The sequence below is a fragment of the Saccharothrix sp. CB00851 genome, assembly GCF_001905065.1.
In the GTDB taxonomy this organism is placed as follows: domain Bacteria; phylum Actinomycetota; class Actinomycetes; order Mycobacteriales; family Pseudonocardiaceae; genus Actinosynnema.
This window is the reverse complement of record NZ_LWLC01000025.1, coordinates 33302-53575: the sequence shown is the minus strand read 5'-3', so window position 1 is coordinate 53575 and position 20274 is coordinate 33302. Positions and strand designations below refer to the sequence as shown.

General features: G+C 71.6%; 11 protein-coding genes and 1 pseudogene. 5 read left to right on the top strand and 7 right to left on the bottom strand.

Features of this window, described 5'->3' with window-relative positions; all coding sequences use genetic code 11:
- Positions 1-85: 85 nt before the first annotated feature.
- Complete coding sequence (locus tag A6A25_RS24555) at positions 86-694, bottom strand: CGNR zinc finger domain-containing protein (protein ID WP_073893632.1); 609 nt, start codon at positions 692-694, stop codon at positions 86-88.
- A gap of 139 nt (positions 695-833) precedes the next feature.
- Between A6A25_RS24555 and A6A25_RS24550 the strand changes: the two genes are divergently transcribed.
- The 3 genes from A6A25_RS24550 (at position 834) to A6A25_RS24540 (ending at position 3382) form a co-directional block, all read left to right on the top strand.
- Positions 834-1769: a pyridoxamine 5'-phosphate oxidase family protein gene (locus A6A25_RS24550; RefSeq protein ID WP_073893630.1), complete on the top strand. Its 936-nt coding sequence runs from the start codon at positions 834-836 to the stop codon at positions 1767-1769.
- A 14-nt stretch (positions 1770-1783) separates the two neighbouring features.
- Positions 1784-2251: a nuclear transport factor 2 family protein gene (locus A6A25_RS24545; protein WP_073893628.1), complete on the top strand. Its 468-nt coding sequence runs from the start codon at positions 1784-1786 to the stop codon at positions 2249-2251.
- Between the two features lie 75 nt (positions 2252-2326).
- On the top strand, positions 2327-3382 hold the full coding sequence (locus A6A25_RS24540; protein ID WP_241828890.1) for a LacI family DNA-binding transcriptional regulator: 1056 nt from the start codon (positions 2327-2329) through the stop codon (positions 3380-3382).
- Positions 3383-3387: 5 nt separating this feature from the next.
- Here the strand turns inward: A6A25_RS24540 and A6A25_RS24535 are convergent, their stop codons facing one another.
- The gene (locus tag A6A25_RS24535) at positions 3388-4851 is read right to left on the bottom strand and encodes a glycoside hydrolase family 43 protein (protein ID WP_073893716.1); all 1464 of its coding nucleotides are present in this window, start codon (positions 4849-4851) and stop codon (positions 3388-3390) included.
- Positions 4852-5292: 441 nt separating this feature from the next.
- Here A6A25_RS24535 and A6A25_RS45725 point away from each other — a divergent pair.
- Together A6A25_RS45725 and A6A25_RS45720 are read left to right on the top strand one after the other, a co-directional pair.
- Positions 5293-6591, top strand: a pseudogene (locus A6A25_RS45725) (cellulase family glycosylhydrolase); the annotation flags it as partial.
- On the top strand, positions 6586-7281 hold the full coding sequence (locus A6A25_RS45720; RefSeq protein WP_241828895.1) for a X2-like carbohydrate binding domain-containing protein: 696 nt from the start codon (positions 6586-6588) through the stop codon (positions 7279-7281). The pseudogene A6A25_RS45725 and the gene A6A25_RS45720, both read left to right, overlap by 6 nt.
- On the opposite strand, the gene A6A25_RS44875 is transcribed toward A6A25_RS45720, so the two are convergent.
- From A6A25_RS44875 to A6A25_RS24505, 5 genes are all read right to left on the bottom strand, one after another.
- Positions 7233-7496 carry a hypothetical protein gene (locus A6A25_RS44875; protein WP_073893626.1) on the bottom strand — a complete coding sequence of 88 codons (264 nt, stop codon included), beginning with the start codon at positions 7494-7496 and terminating at the stop codon, positions 7233-7235. The genes A6A25_RS45720 and A6A25_RS44875 overlap by 49 nt on opposite strands.
- A gap of 42 nt (positions 7497-7538) precedes the next feature.
- Positions 7539-8216, bottom strand: coding sequence for a flavodoxin family protein (locus A6A25_RS24520; RefSeq protein WP_073893624.1), 678 nt, complete (start codon positions 8214-8216; stop codon positions 7539-7541).
- A 40-nt stretch (positions 8217-8256) separates the two neighbouring features.
- Positions 8257-8424 carry a hypothetical protein gene (locus tag A6A25_RS44235; RefSeq protein ID WP_158073806.1) on the bottom strand — a complete coding sequence of 56 codons (168 nt, stop codon included), beginning with the start codon at positions 8422-8424 and terminating at the stop codon, positions 8257-8259.
- A 177-nt stretch (positions 8425-8601) separates the two neighbouring features.
- A complete protein-coding gene (locus tag A6A25_RS24510) occupies positions 8602-18981 on the bottom strand; it encodes a non-ribosomal peptide synthetase/type I polyketide synthase (RefSeq protein ID WP_198932847.1) in 10380 nt (3459 codons plus the stop codon).
- Complete coding sequence (locus tag A6A25_RS24505) at positions 18950-20251, bottom strand: MFS transporter (protein WP_198932846.1); 1302 nt, start codon at positions 20249-20251, stop codon at positions 18950-18952. Before A6A25_RS24505 ends, A6A25_RS24510 begins: the two co-directional genes overlap by 32 nt.
- Positions 20252-20274: the final 23 nt, after the last annotated feature.

Genomic DNA, 20274 nt, shown 5'->3' with positions numbered 1-20274 from the left:
ACCGCCCAACGGCCCCGGCATCGTGGCACCGGCCGCTTTCGTCGCGGTTTACCGAGACCCGGTCGGCCGGGGGTGGCCGGCGCGGTCAGGCCGTCGTGCCCCGGTGGCGTTGGTAGTGGCGGGCGGAGCGGGCGCGGTTGCCGCAGCCCGCCGAACACCACTCCCGGCGGGGGTGGTTCTTGAGGAAGTACAGGACGCAGCCCGGTCCGAGGCAGGCGCGCAACTGGTGGCGGGTGTCCTGGCTGAACAGCGCGATGGCGTCCTCGGCGATGGCGGAGACGGTTGCGGCGACGGCCCGACCGCCGGTGCGGGTGTGCCGTGCGGGTGGTCGGCCGGGTGTCCAGGACAGCGCGGACCAGCGGGGTGTGTTGCCCGCGGCCTCGTTCAGCACGGTCACGGCCGCTTCGAGTTCGCGCGGGTCGGAGGCCGCGGTCGGGCGTGGGTCCTCGGTGACCTCGGCGGCCAGTCGGCGCAGCGCGTCCCGCACACCGATCAGGTGGTCGAGGTCGGACGCGGTCAGCTCGTCGAGGTCGTTCGGGGTCAGCAGGTCCGTTCTGGGGCAGAGCGCGTGCAGCCAGGCTCGGGCGCCGTCGCGGTCGCGCAGCGCGTCGTGCACGCCGTCCCGGTCGGCCCAGACTGTGTTCATCAGCTCGACCGGCAGCGGCTCGCCGAGCAGTGGCGCGTCCGTGTCCACGCCGTCGAGGCTACCGCACTTCTAACGGTTGCAGCGGCTTCCATCCGTTGACAGCAGCCGTAGCGGCGTGCCAGGCTGGTTCTAACGATTACTGGCACGTCCAAGTGTCAGAATGATGTCCGAAGGGAGTGCGGCCCGCATGACCGACCTGGCACGCACCGAGACCGCCGGCTTCCACGAGGGCGAGTTGGCCGTGCAGCGCCGCGCGGGCGTCTCCCGGGACGCCGCCCGGCTCTCGGCGATGGTCGCGCCCGCCGGGCTGGGCGTCGGGGCGGCGCGGTTCCTCGCGGACCGGACGTTCGCGGCGATCACCGCACGCGACACCGACGGCACGCTGTGGATCTCCCCGCTCACCGGCCCACCGGGATTCCTCCACGTCGACTCCCCGACCGCTCTCACGGCGCGGACGTCACCGGCTGACGGGGATCCGCTCCGCGGCCTGCCCGCGGACCAGCCGGTGGGGATGATCGCGGTCGAGTTCGCCGCGCGCAGGCGGCTGCGCGTCAACGGCACCGTGACCTCCGCCGGTGACGACGGGCTGCGCGTCGAGGTGGCGCAGGCGTTCGGCAACTGCCCCCAGTACATCCAGGTCCGACGCCTCCGGGCCGCACCTGACGCGACCCGAAGCCCCGCGCCGGTCCGCCGCGGGAGAGCCCTGACACCGGACGACGTCGAGCTGATCCGCCGTTCCGACACCTTGTTGGTCGGCACCACCCACCCCACCCGCGGCAATGACGCCTCGCACCGCGGCGGGGCGCCCGGTTTCGTCCGCGCCGAGGAGGGGTCGCTGTGGTGGCCCGACTACGCGGGCAACAACATGTTCACCACGCTCGGCAACATCCACGCCGACCCGGATGCCGCCCTGCTCTTCTTCGACTTCGCCACCGGCCGCACGCTGCAACTGTCCGGCCGGGCCGAGGTGGAGTGGACCAGCCCGGGAGCCCCTGGCGACGACGACCGCACCGGCCGCCGCGTCCGCTTCACCCCTCGGCACGTGGTCGCCGGCCGACTGCTGCCGCTGCGGGCCGACTCCGTGACCCCTGCCCACGACAACCCGCCGCTCACGGCACCCTGAAGGAGAGCCCGGCCATGACCGACGCCCGCCCACCGTTCCCGCCGTTCGACCTCGACAGCGCCCTGGCCAAGGTCCAGGCCGCCGAGGACGCCTGGAACACCCGGGACCCGCACCGGGTCGCCCTCGCGTACACGGAGGACTCGGTCTGGCGCAACCGCGACGTCTTCCTCACCGGCCGCGACGAGATCGTCGGGTTCCTCACCGACAAGTGGGCGCGCGAGCTGGACTACGTCCTGCGCAAGAGCCTGTGGGCCTTCCAGGGCAACCGCATCGCCGTCCGCTTCCAGTACGAGTGGCACGACGCGGCAGGTCAGTGGTTCCGCTCCTACGGCAACGAGCTGTGGGAGTTCGCCGACAACGGCCTGATGGGCCGCCGCGAAGCAAGCATCAACGACGTGCGCATCGACGAAGCCGACCGCCGCTACGCCGGCCCCCGCCCGCAGGACGAGCGAGGACCGGGGCACGACATCCCCCTCGCCTGAGCCCGGTTGTCGGAAACTTTCGTGGATCGGTGCCGAAAGATAGGATGGTGGACACGTCGGAAAGGAAGTGGGAGCTTGTCGCACACCTCGGGCGAACCGGTGGTCGATGGGCAGCGCCCGCAGGCGGATCCCGCCAAACCGGTGACGATCTCCTACATCGCGGAGACGGCCGGGGTGTCGGTGCCGACGGTGTCGAAGGTGTTGAACGGGCGTTCCGGGGTGTCGGCGGACACGCGGGCGCGCATCGAGGCGCTCATCGACGAGTACGGCTACCAGAAGTCGAGTTCGCCGAGTCGCAGTCCGGTGGTGGACCTCGTGTTCGACGAGCTGGAGAGCATGTGGGGCGTGGAGATCATCCGCGGGGTGCAGCGGGCGGCGCGCAAGCACCGGGTGGGTGTCGTGCTGTCCGAGTTCGGGCCGCAGGGCAACGCGATCCGCTACTGGATCGACGACGCGCTGGACCGCAAGCCGGCCTGTGTGGTGACGGTGGCGCAGTTGTCGCAGGAGGAGCGTGACCGACTCCGGGCGCGAGGTATCCCGTTCGTGGTGTTCGACCCCACGGTCGAGTTGCCCGACGACGTTCCGTTCGTCGGCGCGACGAACTGGGCGGGTGGCCGGTCGGCCACTCGTCACCTGACCGGGTTGGGTCACCGCCGGATCGCGATGGTCGGCGGTCCGGACGACGTGCTGTGCTTCCGCGCGCGGTTCGACGGCTACCGCTCCGCGCTGGAGGCCGCGGACCTCCCGGTCGATCCCGCGCTGGTGGTGCGCGCGAAGGTGACCCGGGAGGCCGGTCACGTCGCGGCGCGCGAGCTGCTGGAGCGGCCGGACCGCCCGACCGCGATCTTCGCGGGCAACGACCTCCAGGCGCTGGGGGTCTACCAGGCCGCCCGGGAGGCCGGGTTGCGGATCCCGGGCGACCTGAGCGTGGTGGGTTTCGACGACCTGCCGGTGGCGGACCTGGTCGACCCGCCGTTGACCACGGTCCACCAGCCACTGGTGGAGATGGCGGTGGCCGCGACCGAGCTGGCCTTGTCCCTGGGGCGTGGCGAGACGCCTCCGCAGGTCGGGCTCGAACTCGCGACCACCTTGACCGTTCGGCAGAGCACCGCCCCGCCCCGCGCCCGGTAGGCGCGTCAGCGCCCGTCCGAGTCGACCGGCTCGTAGTCGAACCAGTCGAAGTGGACGGTGCCGCGGGTGGCGTACATGCCGATCACCCGTCCGGTGAAGCCGCCCGCCACCTCGGTGGACAGGTAGCGCCCGTCGAGTGAGCCCAGTTCGGTACGGGCGCCGTCCGGCTCGATGACCGCGAGGGTCACCACGTCGGGGCCGGTCCGGGGATCGCCGGGTTCGCCCGTCGCCGTCATCGAGATCTCCAGCACCACCTCGCCTTCGGCGGTCGCGGTCCCGAGCGACGAGCGCAGCGGTCCGATGCGCGCGTAGGCGTTGACCTGCCCGTCGTCCACCTCGATCGAGCAGTGGTGCCGTTCGTCCAGCCGCGCCACCAGTCCACCGCTGCCTCCACCCGCGTCGATCGCGGTGCGGGCGCGGCAGGACAGGTGCTGCTGGCGGCGACCGACGAAGGTGAGGTCGAGGTCGTCGAGCGAACCACCGGCGGCGCGCAGGGTGAGCCACCCGGGCCGGGTGTCGGTGGCGCACGAGCCTTCGGGGCGGTGGCGCAGCGAGATCCAGCGGGGGTGCAGGTCGGCCTTGTCGAAGTCGTCCCGGACGGGCAAGACCGAGTCGGTCGAACCCGGGGTGAAGTCGCCGACGACGGGCCATCCGTCGACCCATCGCACCGGCGCGAGGAAGGTCTCCCGGCCCAGCACGTGCCAGCCGGGCGTGCCTCCCCGCGGGCGCACGCCGAGCAGCACCATCCACCACGAGCCGTCGGGCGCCTGGACGAGGTCGGCGTGCCCGGTGTTCTGGACGGGGTGGTTGGTGCCCCGGTGGGTCAGGACCGGGTTGTCCGGGCAGGGTTCGAACGGCCCGTTCACCGAGGGGCCGCGGGCGATGGAGACGGCGTGGCCGCGTTCGGTGCCCCCTTCGGCGATCAGCAGGTACCAGTGGTCGCCGATCCGGTACAGGTGGGGCGCTTCGGGTGCCTGGGCACCGGGCGTGCCCGACCAGAGCTTGACGGGTTCGCCCGAGGTCTGGCCGGTGGCCGGGTCGATGCGGAACTGCGTCATCCCGGCGACGGTGCACCAGCAGTTGCCCTCCTCGTCCCAGGCGAGGTCGGGGTCGATGCCGGCGACGCCGGTCAGCGGCACCGGGTCCGACCAGGGGCCGGCCGGGTCCTCGGTGTGCACCAGCAGGTTGCCGTCGCCGGTGACGTTGGTGACGACCAGCCAGAACCGGCCGTCGTGGTGGCGCAAGGTGGGTGCGTAGATGCCGCTGGACGAGGTCGTCGCCGCGGGCAGGCGCAGCTGGCTCGGCCGGTCCAGCGCGTTGCCGATCTGGACCCAGTCGACCAGGTCGCGGCTGTGGAAGATCGGCACGCCCGGGAAGTACTCGAAGCTGGAGCAGGCGAGGTAGTAGTCCTCGCCCACCCGGCAGATGCTCGGGTCGGGGTGGAACCCCGGGATGATCGGGCTGTTCATGACGCCGTCTCCGATCGACACCGCCGCGCTGGGCAAGTTTCTCACAGTTGATCAGAAATTTTCTATCGTCCGAACCGGCGAGAGGTCAACTGCCGCCGACGGAATGCCGTGTTCGATTGTCCTTCGACCACAGCATTCGATGATTCGCAGGTGGAAATTCGAACCACACCCACAGAGGTGAGCCGGCGCTGATTGACGCCACGCCGAGCGACTGAGTAGTGTCCGGCCACAGAAAGTATCTCTACGCCGTCGCGAAAGTTTTCTCGGTGCGACCCCCGCCCCTGAGCTGCGTCGCCACGAGGTGACCCCACCCGGTCGGCAACCGCACCCCACCGCCACGCGGTCGCCGTCCGGGCCGTCCGGCACGGAATCCCCACTACAGCAAGGGACAGTGACGTCTTGAGCTCGCACCGAACACGAACAACACCCCGGCGCCTCGGCGTGGTCGCCGGGGTCCTGGCCGTCCTGGCGGTGGCGGGCACGGTCGTGGCCACCAACGCCCAAGCCGCCACCGGCTGCCGCGTCGACTACGCCGTCCCGTCCCAGTGGCCGGGCGGTTTCACCGCCACCGTGCGGGTCACCAACCTGGGTGACCCGATCAGCGGCTGGCGCCTGGGGTGGGCATTCCCGTCCGGGCAGCGGGTCACGCAGTCGTGGAACGCCACGGTCACCTCGTCCGGCAGCCGGACCACCGCGGTGAACGCGAGCTACAACGCCTCCATCGCGACCGGCGCCTCGGTTCCCTTCGGCTTCAACGGGTCGTGGACCGGCGACAACTCCGCACCGACCACGTTCACCCTCAACGGCGTCACGTGCACGGGCAGCACGGAGCCGCAGCCGGACAGCCCGATGGCGACCGTGGCCGCGATGCAGCCCGGCTGGAACCTGGGCAACACGCTGGACGCCATCCCCGACGAGACCACGTGGGGCAACCCGCTCACCACCCGCGAGCTGCTGCGCCACGTGCGTTCCCAGGGCTACAAGAGCATCCGCCTGCCGATCACGTGGAGCAACCACCACGGCCCCGCACCGGACTACACCATCGACCCGACGTGGTTGAACCGCGTCCGCGACATCGTGGACTGGTCGCTGGACGAGGGCCTCTACGTGATGGTCAACCTGCACCACGACTCGTGGCAGTGGATCAACACCTACCCCACCGACCGCGCGAACGTGCTGGCCCGCTACAACGCCCTGTGGGCCCAGATCGCCACGGCCTTCCGCGACCACTCCCCCAGGCTGGTGTTCGAGAACATCAACGAACCCCAGTTCGCCGGCACCGCGAACGACGAGCAGAACTACCAGGTCTTGCACGAGCTGAACGCCGAGTTCCACCGCGTCGTGCGCGGCTCCGGCGGAGGCAACGCCACCCGCCTGCTCGTGCTGCCGACCCTGCACACCAACGCCGACCAGGGCCGCCTGGACGCGTTCCTCCAGAGCTACCAGCAGTAGCGCGACACCAACATCGCCGCGACGGTGCACTTCTACGGCTTCTGGCCGTTCAGCGTGAACATCGCGGGCTTCACCCGCTACAACGCCGAGGTCGAACAGGACCTCATCGGCACCTTCGACCGCGTGCACAACACGTTCGTCGCCCGCGGGATCCCGGTGATCATCGGCGAGTGGGCCCTGCTCAACTACGACCACAACCGTCCCGGCGTCATCGAACGCGGTGAGTTCCTCAAGTTCCTCGAAGCGGTCGGCTACCACGCCCGCACCCGCGAGCTCACCACCATGATCTGGGACGCCGGCCAGTTCCTCGACCGCCGCGCGCTGCGCTGGCGCGACCAGGGCCTGCACGACCTGATCAAGACGAGCTGGACCACGCGCTCCGGCACCGCCTCCTCCGACCAGGTCTACCTGCCCCGCACCGGCGCCATCACCGCCAAGTCCCTGACGCTCAACCTCAACGGCACGACGTTCCGGGGCCTGCGCCACGGCACCACCGAACTGGCCAACGGCGCCGACTACGCGGTGTCCGGCAACACCCTGACCCTGACGCCCACCGCCCTCACCCGACTCGCGGGTAGCCGCGCCTACGGCGTGAACGCCACGATCGAGGCCAGGTTCTCCGCCGGGGTGCCGTGGCAGATCGACGTCATCACCGCCGACCAGCCGATCCAGGGCGGCGCTACCGGCACCACCGCGTCGTTCGCGATCCCTACCCGGTTCCACGGTGACCAGCTGGCCACCATGGAGGCGAAGTACGCCGACGGCAGCCCCGCCGGACCCGCCGACTGGACCCCGTTCAAGGAGTTCTGGCAGCACTTCCAGCCCGACTACGCGGCCGACGCGATCATCCTCAAACCCGGGTTCTTCGCCGAGGTCGACGACGGTCCCGTCACGCTGACCTTCCACTTCTGGAGCGGGGCCACGACCACCTACCACCTCACCAAGACCGGCAACGCGGTCACCGGCGGGACCGCCTGATCGGCGCGTGGTGCGGGGTTCGCGAACCCCGCACCACGATCGTCGACTCCTTGCGCGACCGACGCCCGGTCGTGGTCACGGCGGAACAGCGGCAGGAACAGGTCGTCGACGAACCACAGCGCGACGTGCCAGGCGGTCACCAGGTCCAACTCGTCGGCGTCGGCGTCCGGGTGGGTCAAGGCGATGAACAGCGAGAAGTCGGCCGCGGCGAACACTTCGACTCCACCGCGGCCGACCGGCCCGCCCGGCGAAGCCGGTCAGCGTGCGGGTGCGTCCGCGCGCACGCGGGCGTTCAGGTCGCGCAGTTCGACCTCGGTGATGCGCTCGGTGACGTATGGCTCGCCGTGTGCCCAGCGGCCGGCCACCCGCGCCACGCGGGCGCCATAGCGGCGGGCGGTGACCATGTCGCCGTGGCTGCCGGCCAGGTCGGCGCCCTGGTCGACGTTGCTCTGGCTCATCGCGCCGAGCCAGGAGCCGAGCCGGTTGACGTCGTCGCGGCTACCGCCGCTCCAGTTGTTGCCCGGCGGGTCGCCGACCGGGACCCAGAGCATGTTCATCTGGGCGGCGAACACGACCAGTTGCTGCAACGCGAGCAGCTTGTCGCCGCTCTGGGAGGCGGAGTTGGTGAACCCACCCGCGATCTTGTCCTTCCAGCCCTGCACGAGCCACTCGTCGAAGGCGGCCTCCATGAACGCCTTGAAGACCCAGGACACGCTGCCCATGTAGGTGGTCGAGCCGAAGATGATCGCGTCGGACTCCGCCAGGCGCGCCGAGGTGTCGGCGTCGGCCCAGCGGCCGTTGGTGACCTGTTCCGGGCTCAGCGGCAGGAGGTGGACGAGCGTTCCGTCGACCTCCTCCGCGCCGGCGGCGATGTGCCCGGCAAGTGCCAGTCCGCGGCCATGCCGCGAGTGGACGACGACGGAGACGGTTGTCATGGGTTCCTCACTTGATCCTCATGTGGTGGCGCCTCCCCAGTCAGCCAGGCGCGGAACCGGTGATCAACACCTCTCTGCCGAGCACAGCGATCGGGCCGGTCAACTGGCGCAGGACCTCGCTCTGGTCGCTGATGTGCGGTGCCGCGACCCGGCTGACCGCGTTCGCCCCGTCGAGGCTGCCCAGCTTCGCGGCCTCGATCCACGCCAAGCCGGCCGGCACCCGGTGGCCCGCTTCGGCGGATCCCGGCCGGCGGCGAGCGCAATGGTGGATCGGATCTTCCGCCGCCGAGTACGGCCGGCAGCAGTGGACGCCGGACCCCCGAGGCGGACGTCATCGCCCGCCTCGGCACGGGATCCGGCGGAAACCCCTCGGGCCCGCGCGTTCCTACCTCAGCGGTTGTCCGGGGTCGCTGAGCAGCGACGTCAGCGTTTCCCTGAACGTGGCACCCATGGACACGATGGTCGCGTCGTCGTAGAGGTCCGTCGAGTACTCGATCACCACGTGGATCCCGTGGTCCGACGGCACCAGGACGACGTAGAGCTCGTTGCGCGCCAGTCCTGGTCGCGTCGGCGTCGTCACCACGGAGGTCGCGTGCGGGAACGTCGGTGGCGGTGTGGTCACGACGGTGAACAGCGTGGTCGGGAAGAGCGAGTCCGCCGCGTCCGGGTCGTGCAGCCGGACGACCTCGGTCAGCGGCAGCTCCTGGTGGTCGAGCGCCCGGTAGAGGGTGCTCCGCAGTTGCGCGACCAGTTCGGCGAAGTCGGCCGCCTCGGACACGCGCGCCCGCAGCAGGACCGCGTCGCCGATGAAACCGACGATGTCTTCGTGTTCAGGCCGTAACCGGTTCGCGCTCGACGCCGCCACGGCCACCTCGGGCTGCTCGCACAACGCGGCCAACCACACGGCGTAGGCACTGACCAGCACGGTGTACGGGGTGGTGCCGAGGTCGACGGCGACTCGTCCCACGAGATCGGCAACCTCGCCGCCGATGACGAACTCGTGCAGTCCCCCGCGGCCGGACAACCGTGCCGGGCGCGGCCGGTCCACCGGCAACGCCGGTCGCAGTGGTACGCCGTCGAGCTCGGTCCGCCAGAACCGTTCGAGCTCAGCCCGGCGTTCTCCGTTCAGCCGCTGGTGTTCCCAACGCGCGTAGTCGGTGTACGGGAGGCCCGCCGGCGGCAGGGCCGCCTCGGAACCGGACCGTGCCGCGGCGTACAGCTCGGTCAGCTCACGCCACAGGATGCCGAGCGACCACCCGTCGCAGATCGCGTGGTTCAGCACGACCACCAGCACCCACTGCGCGCCGTCGAGCCTGGCGAGCCGCAGCCGGAACAGCGGAGCCTCGGAGAGGGAGAACGCGGCGTCACCCTGCGCCCGACACCACCGGTCGGCCTCCCGCGGACCGCCCGCGAGGTCGGTGACCGGCAGGTCCACCTCCACGGTGTCGAGCACCTCGACCAGGAGGTCACCGTCGCGTCGCACCGCTCGGCCGCGCAACGCGGCGTGCCTGCGCACCAGTTCCCGGAACGCCCGCGCCAACGCGGCGGGGTCGAGTTCGCCGTCGATGTCGACGCGCTGGACCACGTTGTAGACCGAGGGGTCCGTCCGCTCGTGGTGCCGTCGCCACAGCCGACGCATGCTCGACGGCATCGGGGCGGTGTCGACCACCGCGGCGCCTTGGTGCGCTTCGAGGCGACGTGCCAAGCCGCGGACGGTCGGGGTGCGGAAGAACTCGGTCATGGACACCTCGACGCCGTGTTCCCGGGCCATCCGGTTCACCACGCGCAGCGCGATCAGCGAGTGCCCGCCCAGTTCGAAGAACGACCGGGTGACCGGCACCGCGGCCACGCCCAGCTCCGCCTGCCACAGGTCGTGCAACAGGCGTTCGGCACGGGTGGCGGGGGCGTCACCCTCGTCGGAGGTGTCGGACCCGGGACCGGGCAGCCGGTCGCGGTCCAGCTTGCCGTTCACCGTGTACGGCAACCGGTCCAGGGCGACCCACCGCCGCGGTACGAGGTAGTCCGGCAGGACCCGCGCCAGTTCCCGCCCGAACGCGGCCACGTCGGTCGCCTCACGTTCCGGCACGACGTAGGCCACCAACTCCGGCTCACCCCGGACGTCGGACCGGACCACCACCGCGGCGTTCGCGACGCCGTCGAGGCCCGCCAGCACGACTTCCACCTCGCCGGGCTCCACCCGGTGGCCGCGGATCTTCACCTGGTCGTCCAGCCTGCCGAGGAACTCGACCGTCCCGTCGGACCGCCACCGGGCCAGGTCGCCGGTCCGGTAGACCCGCGCACCGGGTTCGTCCGGGTCGGGGGCGAACGCCGTCGAGTCCTGGCCGACGTACCCCAGGGCGACCGGCAGGCCACCGATGTGGAGCTCACCGGCCACGCCGACCGGGACGTCCCTCCCCGACGCGTCCACGACCCTCAGCCGAACGCCGTCGATCGGCGTGCCGATGGGCGGGTGCGGCTCGCCCTCCGGGTCCACGCGGTGCGAGGTGACGATGACGGACGCCTCGGTCGGCCCGTACTGGTTGTAGAGGCGGCACTCGGGGTGCCTGGCCAGGAACTGCCGCAGCGCGGGGGTGAGGACCAGCGGTTCTCCCGCGGAGCAGACCTCGCGCAGCGAAGGCAGTTCGGGTTGTGCCTCCACCAGGTACTTCAGGGGCGTGAACGGCAGGAACAGCCGTTCCACCTGGTACCGGGCCACGACGGTGGCCAAGTCGTGGCGCGCCTCCTCGTCCACCAGGACGAGCGTCGCGCCGGCCGCGAGGGTCGTGAAGACCTCCTGCACGCTCACGTCGAAGGAGAGCGAGGTCCACTGCGCGGTGCGCAGCGGTTCGTGCCTGCCCAGGTGCCAACGCACGAGGTTCACCGGACCTCGATGCGGCACGAGGACGCCCTTGGGTCGACCCGTGGAGCCCGAGGTGTAGATGCAGTACGCCGGATCGTCCGGGCCGGTGCGGCCGGGGACCGGGCCGACGGGCAGCCCTCGGTCGACGTCTTCGACCAGTTGGACCGGCACTTCGGCCAAAGCCGGGTGTGCCGCCGACATCGCCGCGGTGGTGAGCAGCAGCTTCGCCGCGCTGTCCTCGACGTAGAAGGCCGCCCGAGCGGTGGGCAGGCCCGGGTCGAGGGGCAGGTACGCCGCGCCGCTCTTGAGCACCCCGAGCACCGCCGTGATGAGGTCGTGGCCACGTGGCAGGAGAACCGCGACCACGTCACCACGCCCGACGCCACGCGCACGCAACCGGTGCGCGATCTGGTTGGCGCGCTCGTCCAACTCCCGGTATCGCACCTCCACGCCGTCGCCGAGCAACGCGACGGCGTCCGGGGCACGGTCGGTTCGGCGCTCGACCAGCTCGTGCAGGCACACGTCGGGTGGCTCGACCGGGGCGCCCTGCCAGGAACTCACGGCCGCGCGGTCCGCCGAGGTGAGCGTGGTCAACTCGGACAGCCGGCTCGCCGGAGCGCTCAGCGCGTGGCGCAGCACCTGGTCGACGTAGTCCAGCAGCCGCGTCACGGTGCTCGCGTCGAACAGGTCCGTGTCGTACTCGACGGCGCACCGGACGCCACCGCTGTGCTGGGTGAAGTAGAGGGAGAGGTCGAACGGCGCGCGGTCGCTGGGCACGTCGAGCAGCCGCACCGACAACCCGGGCGGGTCGAACTCCACCTCGCCTTCCTGTTCGAACTCCACCATCACCTGGAACAGCGGGTTGCCGGCCGCGTCACGTTCCGGGTTCAGCGCACGGACCAGCTCGTCGAACGGCACCTCCCGGTGTTCGTAGGCGGCCGTCGTGCGCTCCCGGATCCGGTGGAGCAGGGTGGTGAACGCCGGGTCCCCCGACAGGTCCAGGCGAACCGCGACCGTGTCGAGGAACAGTCCGACCTCCCGTTCGGCACCCGGCGGCCGGTTCGCCACCGCCGTGCCCACCACGACGTCCGACCGGCCGCTGAACGTGCCGAGCACCACGCCGATCGCGCCGAGCAGCGACATGAACACCGTCGTGCGCTGTTCGGCACCGAACTGGCGCAGGTCGCGCAGCAGGTCCGGCCCGAACTCCCGCGTCGTGCTCGCTCCCGCACCGGTCCGCAGCCGGGGCCGGGGTCGGTCGGTCGGCAGCCGCAGCACCGGGAGGTCGGCCAGCTCCCGCCGCCAGAACGCCAGATCGCGTTCGCGGGCCGCAGGGTCGGCCTCGACCGGTATCCGGACGGCCACCGGGGGCAGGTCCGCGGGGTGCTCCGGCCAGGCCCGGTAGTAGGCGGCGAGGTCGCGCACGAGCACCGCGGTGGACGACGAGTCGAACACGATGTGGTGCACCAACAGGAACAACAGGTGCCGCTCCGGCCCCAGCTCCAGGAGCCGGGCCAGGATGAGAGGTCCTTCGGACAGCACGAAGACCCGCTTGCCCTCGGTGTCCAGCACCGCGCGCAACGCGTCCTGCTCGTCACAGCCGGTGAAGTCCAGGACCGGGCAGTCGAGGTCGATCTCCGGCAGCACCAGCCGGTGCGGTTCCCCCGCGACGTCACCGAAGGTCGTGCGCAGCTCCGGGTGCCGGTTCACGGCACGGCCCAGCGCTCCGACGAGCGCGTCGACGTCCAGCGGACCGTCGAACCGGATGGCCTTCGGTTCGTGGTAGGAGCTGCTGTCCGGGTACATCTGCTCCAGCAACCAGATCCGGCGCTGCGCGGGTGACAGCGGCAACGGCCGTGACCGGTACCGGATCCGCAGCCGGTCCAGCGCGGGCAGCGCGGCGAGCACGTCGTCGGCGGGCACACCGAAGTCCACGAAGCAGGCGATCTCGTCCACACCGGCGGCCACGAGCCGGTCGACCACCTCGGCGGCGGTCCGCTCGCTGCCGATCAACGCCCGTGACGCGCAGTAGCGCCGGTACGCCTGCTCCAACAGGAAGTCGACGTCCTCGGCGGGCGCGTCGTCCAGGTCGATGTCGAAGCCGAGGCTGTTGGTCACCTGGTTGAACAGCGACAGCGACGAGCGCAGGTAGTCGCAGAAGGGCTGGAACGCCTCGGCGCGCGCTTGCTCGGCGTCGGCGCCCAGGTAGGTGTGCACCAGCACCACGATCCGGCCCGCCGCGGGATCGAGTCCCCGCTCGGCTCGGGTTCGCCGGTAGAGCGCGATGTTGTCCGCCAGCTCGTCCACGGTCTGGGCCATGAGGTTGGTGACGACGCCGAGGTCTTCCTCGGCAGCACGCCGGTAGCTGTCCGGGTTGCCGACGACCGCCAGGAACAGCGGAGGGCTCGACTGGATCGGTCGCGGGTACAGCTGCACGTCGACCTCGTCGCCGCTGCCGGACGTCGTCGTGACCGCCTCACCGGCCCACAGCTTGCGAACGGTGTCCAGCTGCGTGTGCACCAGTTCCCGGTGCTGCCCGTAGTTCTGCGGTGCCAACGCGAAGTCCGTCGCACGCCAACCACTGGCCACGCACAGGCCCACCCGTCCGCCGGAGAGGTTGTCGACCACCGACCACTCCTCGGCGACCCGGATCGGGTTGTGCAGCGGCAGCACGACCGAACCGGCGTGCAGTCGGATCCGCTCGGTCCGCGCCGCCAGCGAAGCCGCCAGCACCGACGGGTTGGGGAACAACGCGCCGAAGGAGTGGAAGTGGCGTTCCGGCAACCACACCGCGTGGAAGTCGTGCCGGTCGGCGAACTCGGTCGCCGCGTTGATCAGCGCGTACTTGTCGCGCTCGTGCTGCTCGGGGTAGTCGCCGAAGAAGTAGAGGCTGAAGTCGCAAGTCACTCCCGGCCGCGGGGCCCGCACCGGCTCCGGCTCCGGTTCCGGTTCCGGCCGAGTGCGTGACGCCGGGTGTTTCACCGGAGGTGCCTGAGCCGGGGTGTTCGCCACGCCCGTGTCAGAGACCGACAACAGGGCCAGTTGCCGTTCCATCAGACCCACCAGCCGTTCGCTCAGCGACAGCTGGCGGGCGATGAGGTCCCGCGCGTCGGTCGTCGGTGCGGGCTCGGGCACCGGACCCTCCTCGGGGTCGGGTTCGACCAGCGACGCGAGTTTGCGCACCGTGTCGGCGCCGGTGAACATGGTCCGCATCGGCACGCGCACGCCGAACCGCTGGTCCAGCTCCCTGCTCAGGTTCATCAACGTCAGGGAGTCCGCACCGAGCTCGAACAACGAGCGGTCGGGCGGAACCGCCTCACGGCGCATCCCGAACACCTCGGCCACCACCTCGCGCACCGCGTCGTGCGCCTCGGTCGCCACCGGTTCGCGCGCCGGGACCGGCCGCTCGCCCGCTGCCACGGTCGGAAACCGCGTGGAGGTGAACGGGTACCCAGGCAGCGGCACGCGACGGCCACCGCGCACGACTTCGGGCCACGTCACGTCGACACCCCGGACGTACAGCTCGCCCAGTGCACCCAACAGCGCGGCCACCGGGTGCTCGCCGACGCGCAGACCCGCCGACCAGCGGTCGTTCTCGGCGGTGTTGGTGAGCACCGCGCCGGGTCCGATCTCCAGGCACGAGTACTCGTCCACAGTGGACAGGACGAGGTCGAAGCGGACCGGGTTCCTGGCCTGCCGCACGAGGTAGTCGGCGTCGGGTCGCCACCCCACCGGGCGGACCTGCGCGTCGAGACCGCTGACGAACGGGATCCGCGTCGGCCCCAGCGACACCGACCGGACCCGTTCCCGCAACGCGGGCAGCACGGGTTCGAGCAGGGCGGTGTGGAAGGCGCCGTCGACCGGCAACCGCCGCCGTTGCAGCCCTTCCCGGTCGAGCAGCTGCTCAGCATGGCGCAGGCCGTCCACCGAACCGGCCAGCACGTGCGCGAGCGGACCGTTGACCGCCGCGACCTCCACGCCGCCGGCACGGGCGATCCGCTCGGCCACCGCGGAGTCGGCCCACACCGCGAGCATGCCACCCGGCTCGCACCGCGCCGCCAGCCGGCCACGCGCCCCGGTCAGCCGCACGCCGTCCGCGAGGGAGAGCGCACCGGCCAGGCACAGCGCCGCGTATTCGCCGAGGCTGTGCCCGGTGACGAGGGCCGGCCGGACCCCGAAGCTCTCCCACAGCCGGCCCAGCGCGACCTGGAAGGCGAACAGCGCCGGTTGCGCGGTCTCGGTCGGCCACACCTCGTCGGGCCGCGCGTCCGGGTCGAGGAGAAGCCGGATCAGGCCGGCCCCGAACTCGGCCACGTACACCTGCTCGCACTCGTCCAGCACCCGGCGCACGACCGGGAACGCCGAGTACAGCTCACGCGCCATGCCGAACCGGGCGACGCCCTGCCCCGGGAACGCGAACACGAGTTCCCCCAACGGCTCGCGCTCGCCCCGACGTCCGGCTTCGGCGAGCCGGTTCGCCAACCCGGCCGCGTCGGAACCGACCACGGCCAGCCGGTGCGGCAGGTGCGGGCGGCCCAGCGCCATGCTCGTGGCCACGTCGACCGCGCGGAGCTCCGGGTGGGCGGCGAGGTGGGAGCGCAACCGGTCGGCCAGCACGGCGAGCGACTGGGGGTCACGGGCGGACAGCGGCACGATCACCGGATCGGCGAACGGCGCCGGTTCCTCCCGGACCGGGGGTTCCTCCAGCACCACGTGCGCGTTGGTCCCGCCCACGCCGAGCGCGCTCACGCCCGCCCGTCGTGGCACGCCCTCGGTCGTCCACTTCCTCAGCGCGGTGCCGAGCACGAACGGGCTGTCCACCAGGCGCAGCTGCGGGTTGGGCTGTTCGAGGTTCAGCGTGGGCACCAGTTCGCCGTGCTTCAGCATCAGCACCGTCTTGACGAGCCCGGCCATGCCCGCGCAACTGTCCAGGTGGCCGACGTTGCCCTTCACCGATCCCAGCGCGCAGAACCCGCGGCGTTCGGTGTCCGCGCCGATCACCCGTGACAACGCGGTGAACTCCACCGGATCGCCCAGCTCGGTGCCCGTGCCGTGCGCCTCGACGTAGGAGAGCGAGTCACCCGGCACCCCGGCGCGACGCAGCGCGCGCCGCACGACGTCGACCTGGCCCGCCACACCGGGTGCCGCGAAACCGACCTTGCTCGCGCCGTCGTTGTTGACCGCCGACCCGAGGATCACCGCGTGGACGGTGTCGCCGTCCGCGAGCGCCCGGTCCAACCTCTTCAGCAGCACCGCGGCCACGCCGTTGCCGCCGACGGTGCCGTCGGCACGCGCGTCGAACGGCCGGCAACGCCCGGAGCGCGACAGGATCGAGCCCGCTTCCCACCGGTAACCGGCCTCCTGGGGTACGTGCGCGGCGGCCGCGCCCGCCAACGCCAGGTCCGCCTCGTCGTTCAGCAGCGCCTGCACCGCCAGGTGCACGGCCACCAGCGACGACGAGCACGCGGTCCGCACGCCGATCGCGGGTCCGGTCAACCCGAGCCGGTAGGCCACCCTCGTCGCGACGAAGTCCGGTTCCCGGCCGATGGTCGCCTGCAAGCCCGTCCCGGTCGCCGGTGCGCTCTGGTGTCCGTAGAGGTTCATGCCCGAGCCCGCGTACACGCCGATCCGGGCATCCGTGCCGGCCGCGTAACCGCCCTGCTCCAACGCGTGGTAGCAGCACTGGAGGAACAGCCGCTGCGCCGGGTGCGTCAACTCCGCCTCACGCGGTGTCATCCCGAAGAACTCCGCGTCGAAGGCGTCGATGTCGTCGAGCGCCCCGATGGCGAGCACGCGGTCCGGGTCGGCGATCAGCTCCGGCGGCACACCCGCCGCTGCGGCCCCGTCGGGGGTGAAGGTGCGGGTGCTGTCCACGCCCGCGCGCAGGTTGGCCCAGAACTGCTCGACCGTGGCCGCTCCGGGGAACCGCGCCGCCATCCCGATGATCGCGATCCTGGTGTCCGGCGGCGCGTCCGGTGCGGGCGGCGGCACCGACGGCCGGTCACCGGTCAGGTGCTCGGCGAGCTCGGCGATCGTCGGGTGCTCGAACAGCAGCGCCGGCGGAATTCCCCGGTCCAACTCGGATTCCAGGTGCTGCCGGAGCGCGACGAGGGACACCGACGACAACCCGGCTTCGTAGAACGGTTCCCGGTCACCGACCCGTCGCCCGGCCGCCTTGGCGACGGCATCGGCCACCACCCGTCGAAACCCGACCGCGTCGCGCCTCGGACCACCGGACAGCAGGCGTTGGCGGAGCTTCGCGCGTTGCACCTTGCCCGCGGGCGTGCGCGGGAAGTCCGCGACCGGGACGACGTGCGCCGCGGTCAACCGCAGCCTGCCGTACAGGGCGCGCTTGACCTCACCGGCGATCCGCGCGTCGTCGGTGCCGACGCTGACGAAGAAGACGGCGAGCGATTCGCTGCCGGTGCGCTCGTCCGGGATCCCGCAGGCGGCGACGTCGCCGATCCGGACACCGGGGACCGTCGCGGCCACGCTCTCGATCTCGTGCGCGAAGTGGTTGTGCCCGTTGAGGATGATCACGTCCTTGTGCCGCCCGGTGATGACGAGCTGTCCTCCGGACAGGAAGGCCAGGTCGCCGGTGTCCAGCCAGCCACCGTCCACGAACGCCGCCGCGGTCGCCTCGGGGTTGTTCAGGTAGCCCGGGGTGACCCGCGCCGACCGGACCTGGAGCCTGCCGATCCGGTCCTCGGGCAGCGCCGAGCCGTGCTCGTCCACCACGCGCAGGCTCGTCTCGTGCGCCGGTTCCCCGACCGCGACGAAGGTGGTGCAGTCCTGGTCGGGCGCCGCGTCGTCGGCGTGCACCAGCGGGCCGGCGAGGCTGGAGGTCAGCACGCGCAGCACGGTGCCCGGCCGGTCCAGCCTGCCGTAGGTGATGGCCGTGGTGGTCTCCGCCATGCCCCACGCGGGCACCACGACGTGTTCCTCGACACCGCACGGCGCCAACGCGGTGAGGAACCGTCGCAACACCGGTAACAGGATCTGCTCTCCACCGCACATCAGGGACTTGAGGCCGGAGAGGTCCCAGTCCGGCTCCCGGTCCGCGACCGCGTCGGCGATCAGCTGGAAGGCGAAGGTCGGCGCCCAGCTGTGGTTCGCGCGGTGCTCCGCCATCAGGTCGAGCCAGCGCGGCGGGTCGGCCAACACGACTTCGGTGGGCACGTGGACGTTCGTGCAGCCCACGAACACCGCCATGAGGTGGTAGAGCAGGAAGGACCCGCTGTGGTCCAGCGGTAACCAGTTCAGCGTCACGTCCTCGGGCCGCACGTCCAGGACTCGCCTCGAACTGGCCGCGAACAGCACCAACGCCCGCTGGGTCAGGGAAATCGCCTTCGGCGCGCCCGTGCTGCCGGAGGACAGCATCAGCAGCACGACGTCGTCCGGCGCCGCCTCCGGGTGCTCGCGGGCGGGTTCGTGCTCCGCGCACTCGTCCGCCGTGACCGCTCGGACGTCCGGCGCGAACCCGGCCAGCGACCGTGCCGTCGGAGGACCGGCGAGCACCAGCGGCTCCCCCAGCAACGTCCAGGTGTGCGACAACCGTTCCGCGACGGGCGAGCCTTCCTCGACGGGCTCGGCGATCATGGCTGGTCGGAATCCGCCGAGTGCGCACGCCCAGAACGACGGGAAGAAGTCGTCCAGCGGCAGTCCGCAGAGCAGGACGGGGTCCCCCGGCCTCACGCCGTGCGCCCGCAGGCCACCGAGGATTCGTCGTGCCCGGTCCAGCAGCCGCGGGTAGGTCAGCAGGTCGGCCGTGCCGTCCGCGCCGACGATGACCACCCCGGCGTCCGGTCGCGTCCGCGCGGCGCGGGTCAGCGCCGCCACCGCGGAGCCGGGGTCGTCCTCGGTCGGTTCGAGCTCAGGACCTTGGTAAGTGGTGCGCACGGGCACGTTCCCGCCTCCTGGTACCACCGCTCGACCCGTGGGCCGACGAGCGGGTTGTGAACAACAGAAAAGCCGTCGCCGCGCACAGCGCCAGCCCGTGCAGCAGGCCCACGACCGCGAGGGCGGGGAGGACTTCCAGCAAGGCGCCCGCCGCCGCCATGCCGAGGGCGAAACCGGAGGTCTCGATCGTCGCGGACAGGCCGAACAGCCGCGTGCGCAGGTGGTCGGGCGCTTCTTGCAGGCGTGACACGTAGGCGATCTCGGTGACGCCGTCGGCCAGGCCCGCGACCAGGACGACGAGCGCCATCGCGATCTCGGGCAGCCCGGTGAACGCCAGGGTGAACGACACCGCCATCGCGCACGTGGCCAAGCCGAAAGCCCGCTCCAGGCGGTGGGCGGTGCCGAGGCCACCCCACCGGGTCACGACGCGGTGGGCGCACAACACACCCACCGCCCAGGCAACCCAGAAGTAGCTCATGAACGTCGCGGCCCCGTCCGGTCGCGTGGTGGCCGCGAACACCGGGAGGGCGGTGTTGTGCGAGGACGACGCGAACGCGTCGACCCCTCGCAGCACCAGCATCAACAGCACGACCGGCGCCAGACCCGCCAGCGTGAGCCCGGCCCCGGCGGTGGCCGGTGCCACGTCCGCCGGTTCGTGGGCGCGGAACCGGATCAGGGCCAGCGCGACGGCCGACACGACGAACGTCGCCGCGTTGAAGGCGAACGCGGCCGCGAAACCGCCGATGCCGATCAGGGGACCGGCACCGGCGAAACCGCACACCATGGCCACGGACTTCGCCGTGACGAGCATGCCGTTCGCCCGGACCCTCGCCGCCGCACCCACCACGTCCGGCACCGCCGAGCGCAGTGCCACGGTGAACAGGCTGTTGCCCGCGCCGAGCACGGCGACCGCGCAACCGAGCACCACGACGTCGGCGGCGCGGGTGGTGGCCGCGAGGACCGTCATCGCCACGACCTGCGCGAGATCCGCGCCGATCATGAGCCGACGCCGGTCGAACCTCGCGGCCAGCGCACCGGCGGCGAACCCGGCGAGACTCCCCGTGACAAGGCGCAGGGCGGCCACCAACCCGACCCCGAGCCCACTGCCGGTCACCTCGTAGGTGAACAGCGCGAGGGCGACCAAGTTCAGGTAGTTGCCGCAGGTGGAGACCCCGTAGGCGGCCACCAGCCAGGCGAACCGCCCACCCGGTGCGATCGAGGACTCCGCCTGGTTGCCGGTCTGATCACTGGCCGCGTTCACTGCCGTTGACGCCAATCCCCCGATCGAGGGCGAACGAT

Bases quoted from the DNA above. Each gene is read 5' to 3' on its own strand.
- A6A25_RS24535 (WP_073893716.1), bottom strand. From the start codon at position 4,851: ATGAACAGCCCGATCATCCCGGGGTTCCACCCCGACCCGAGCATCTGC.
- A6A25_RS24520 (WP_073893624.1), bottom strand. From the start codon at position 8,216: ATGACAACCGTCTCCGTCGTCGTCCACTCGCGGCATGGCCGCGGACTG.
- A6A25_RS24545 (WP_073893628.1), top strand. From the start codon at position 1,784: ATGACCGACGCCCGCCCACCGTTCCCGCCGTTCGACCTCGACAGCGCC.
- A6A25_RS45720 (WP_241828895.1), top strand. From the start codon at position 6,586: ATGATCTGGGACGCCGGCCAGTTCCTCGACCGCCGCGCGCTGCGCTGG.
- A6A25_RS24550 (WP_073893630.1), top strand. From the start codon at position 834: ATGACCGACCTGGCACGCACCGAGACCGCCGGCTTCCACGAGGGCGAG.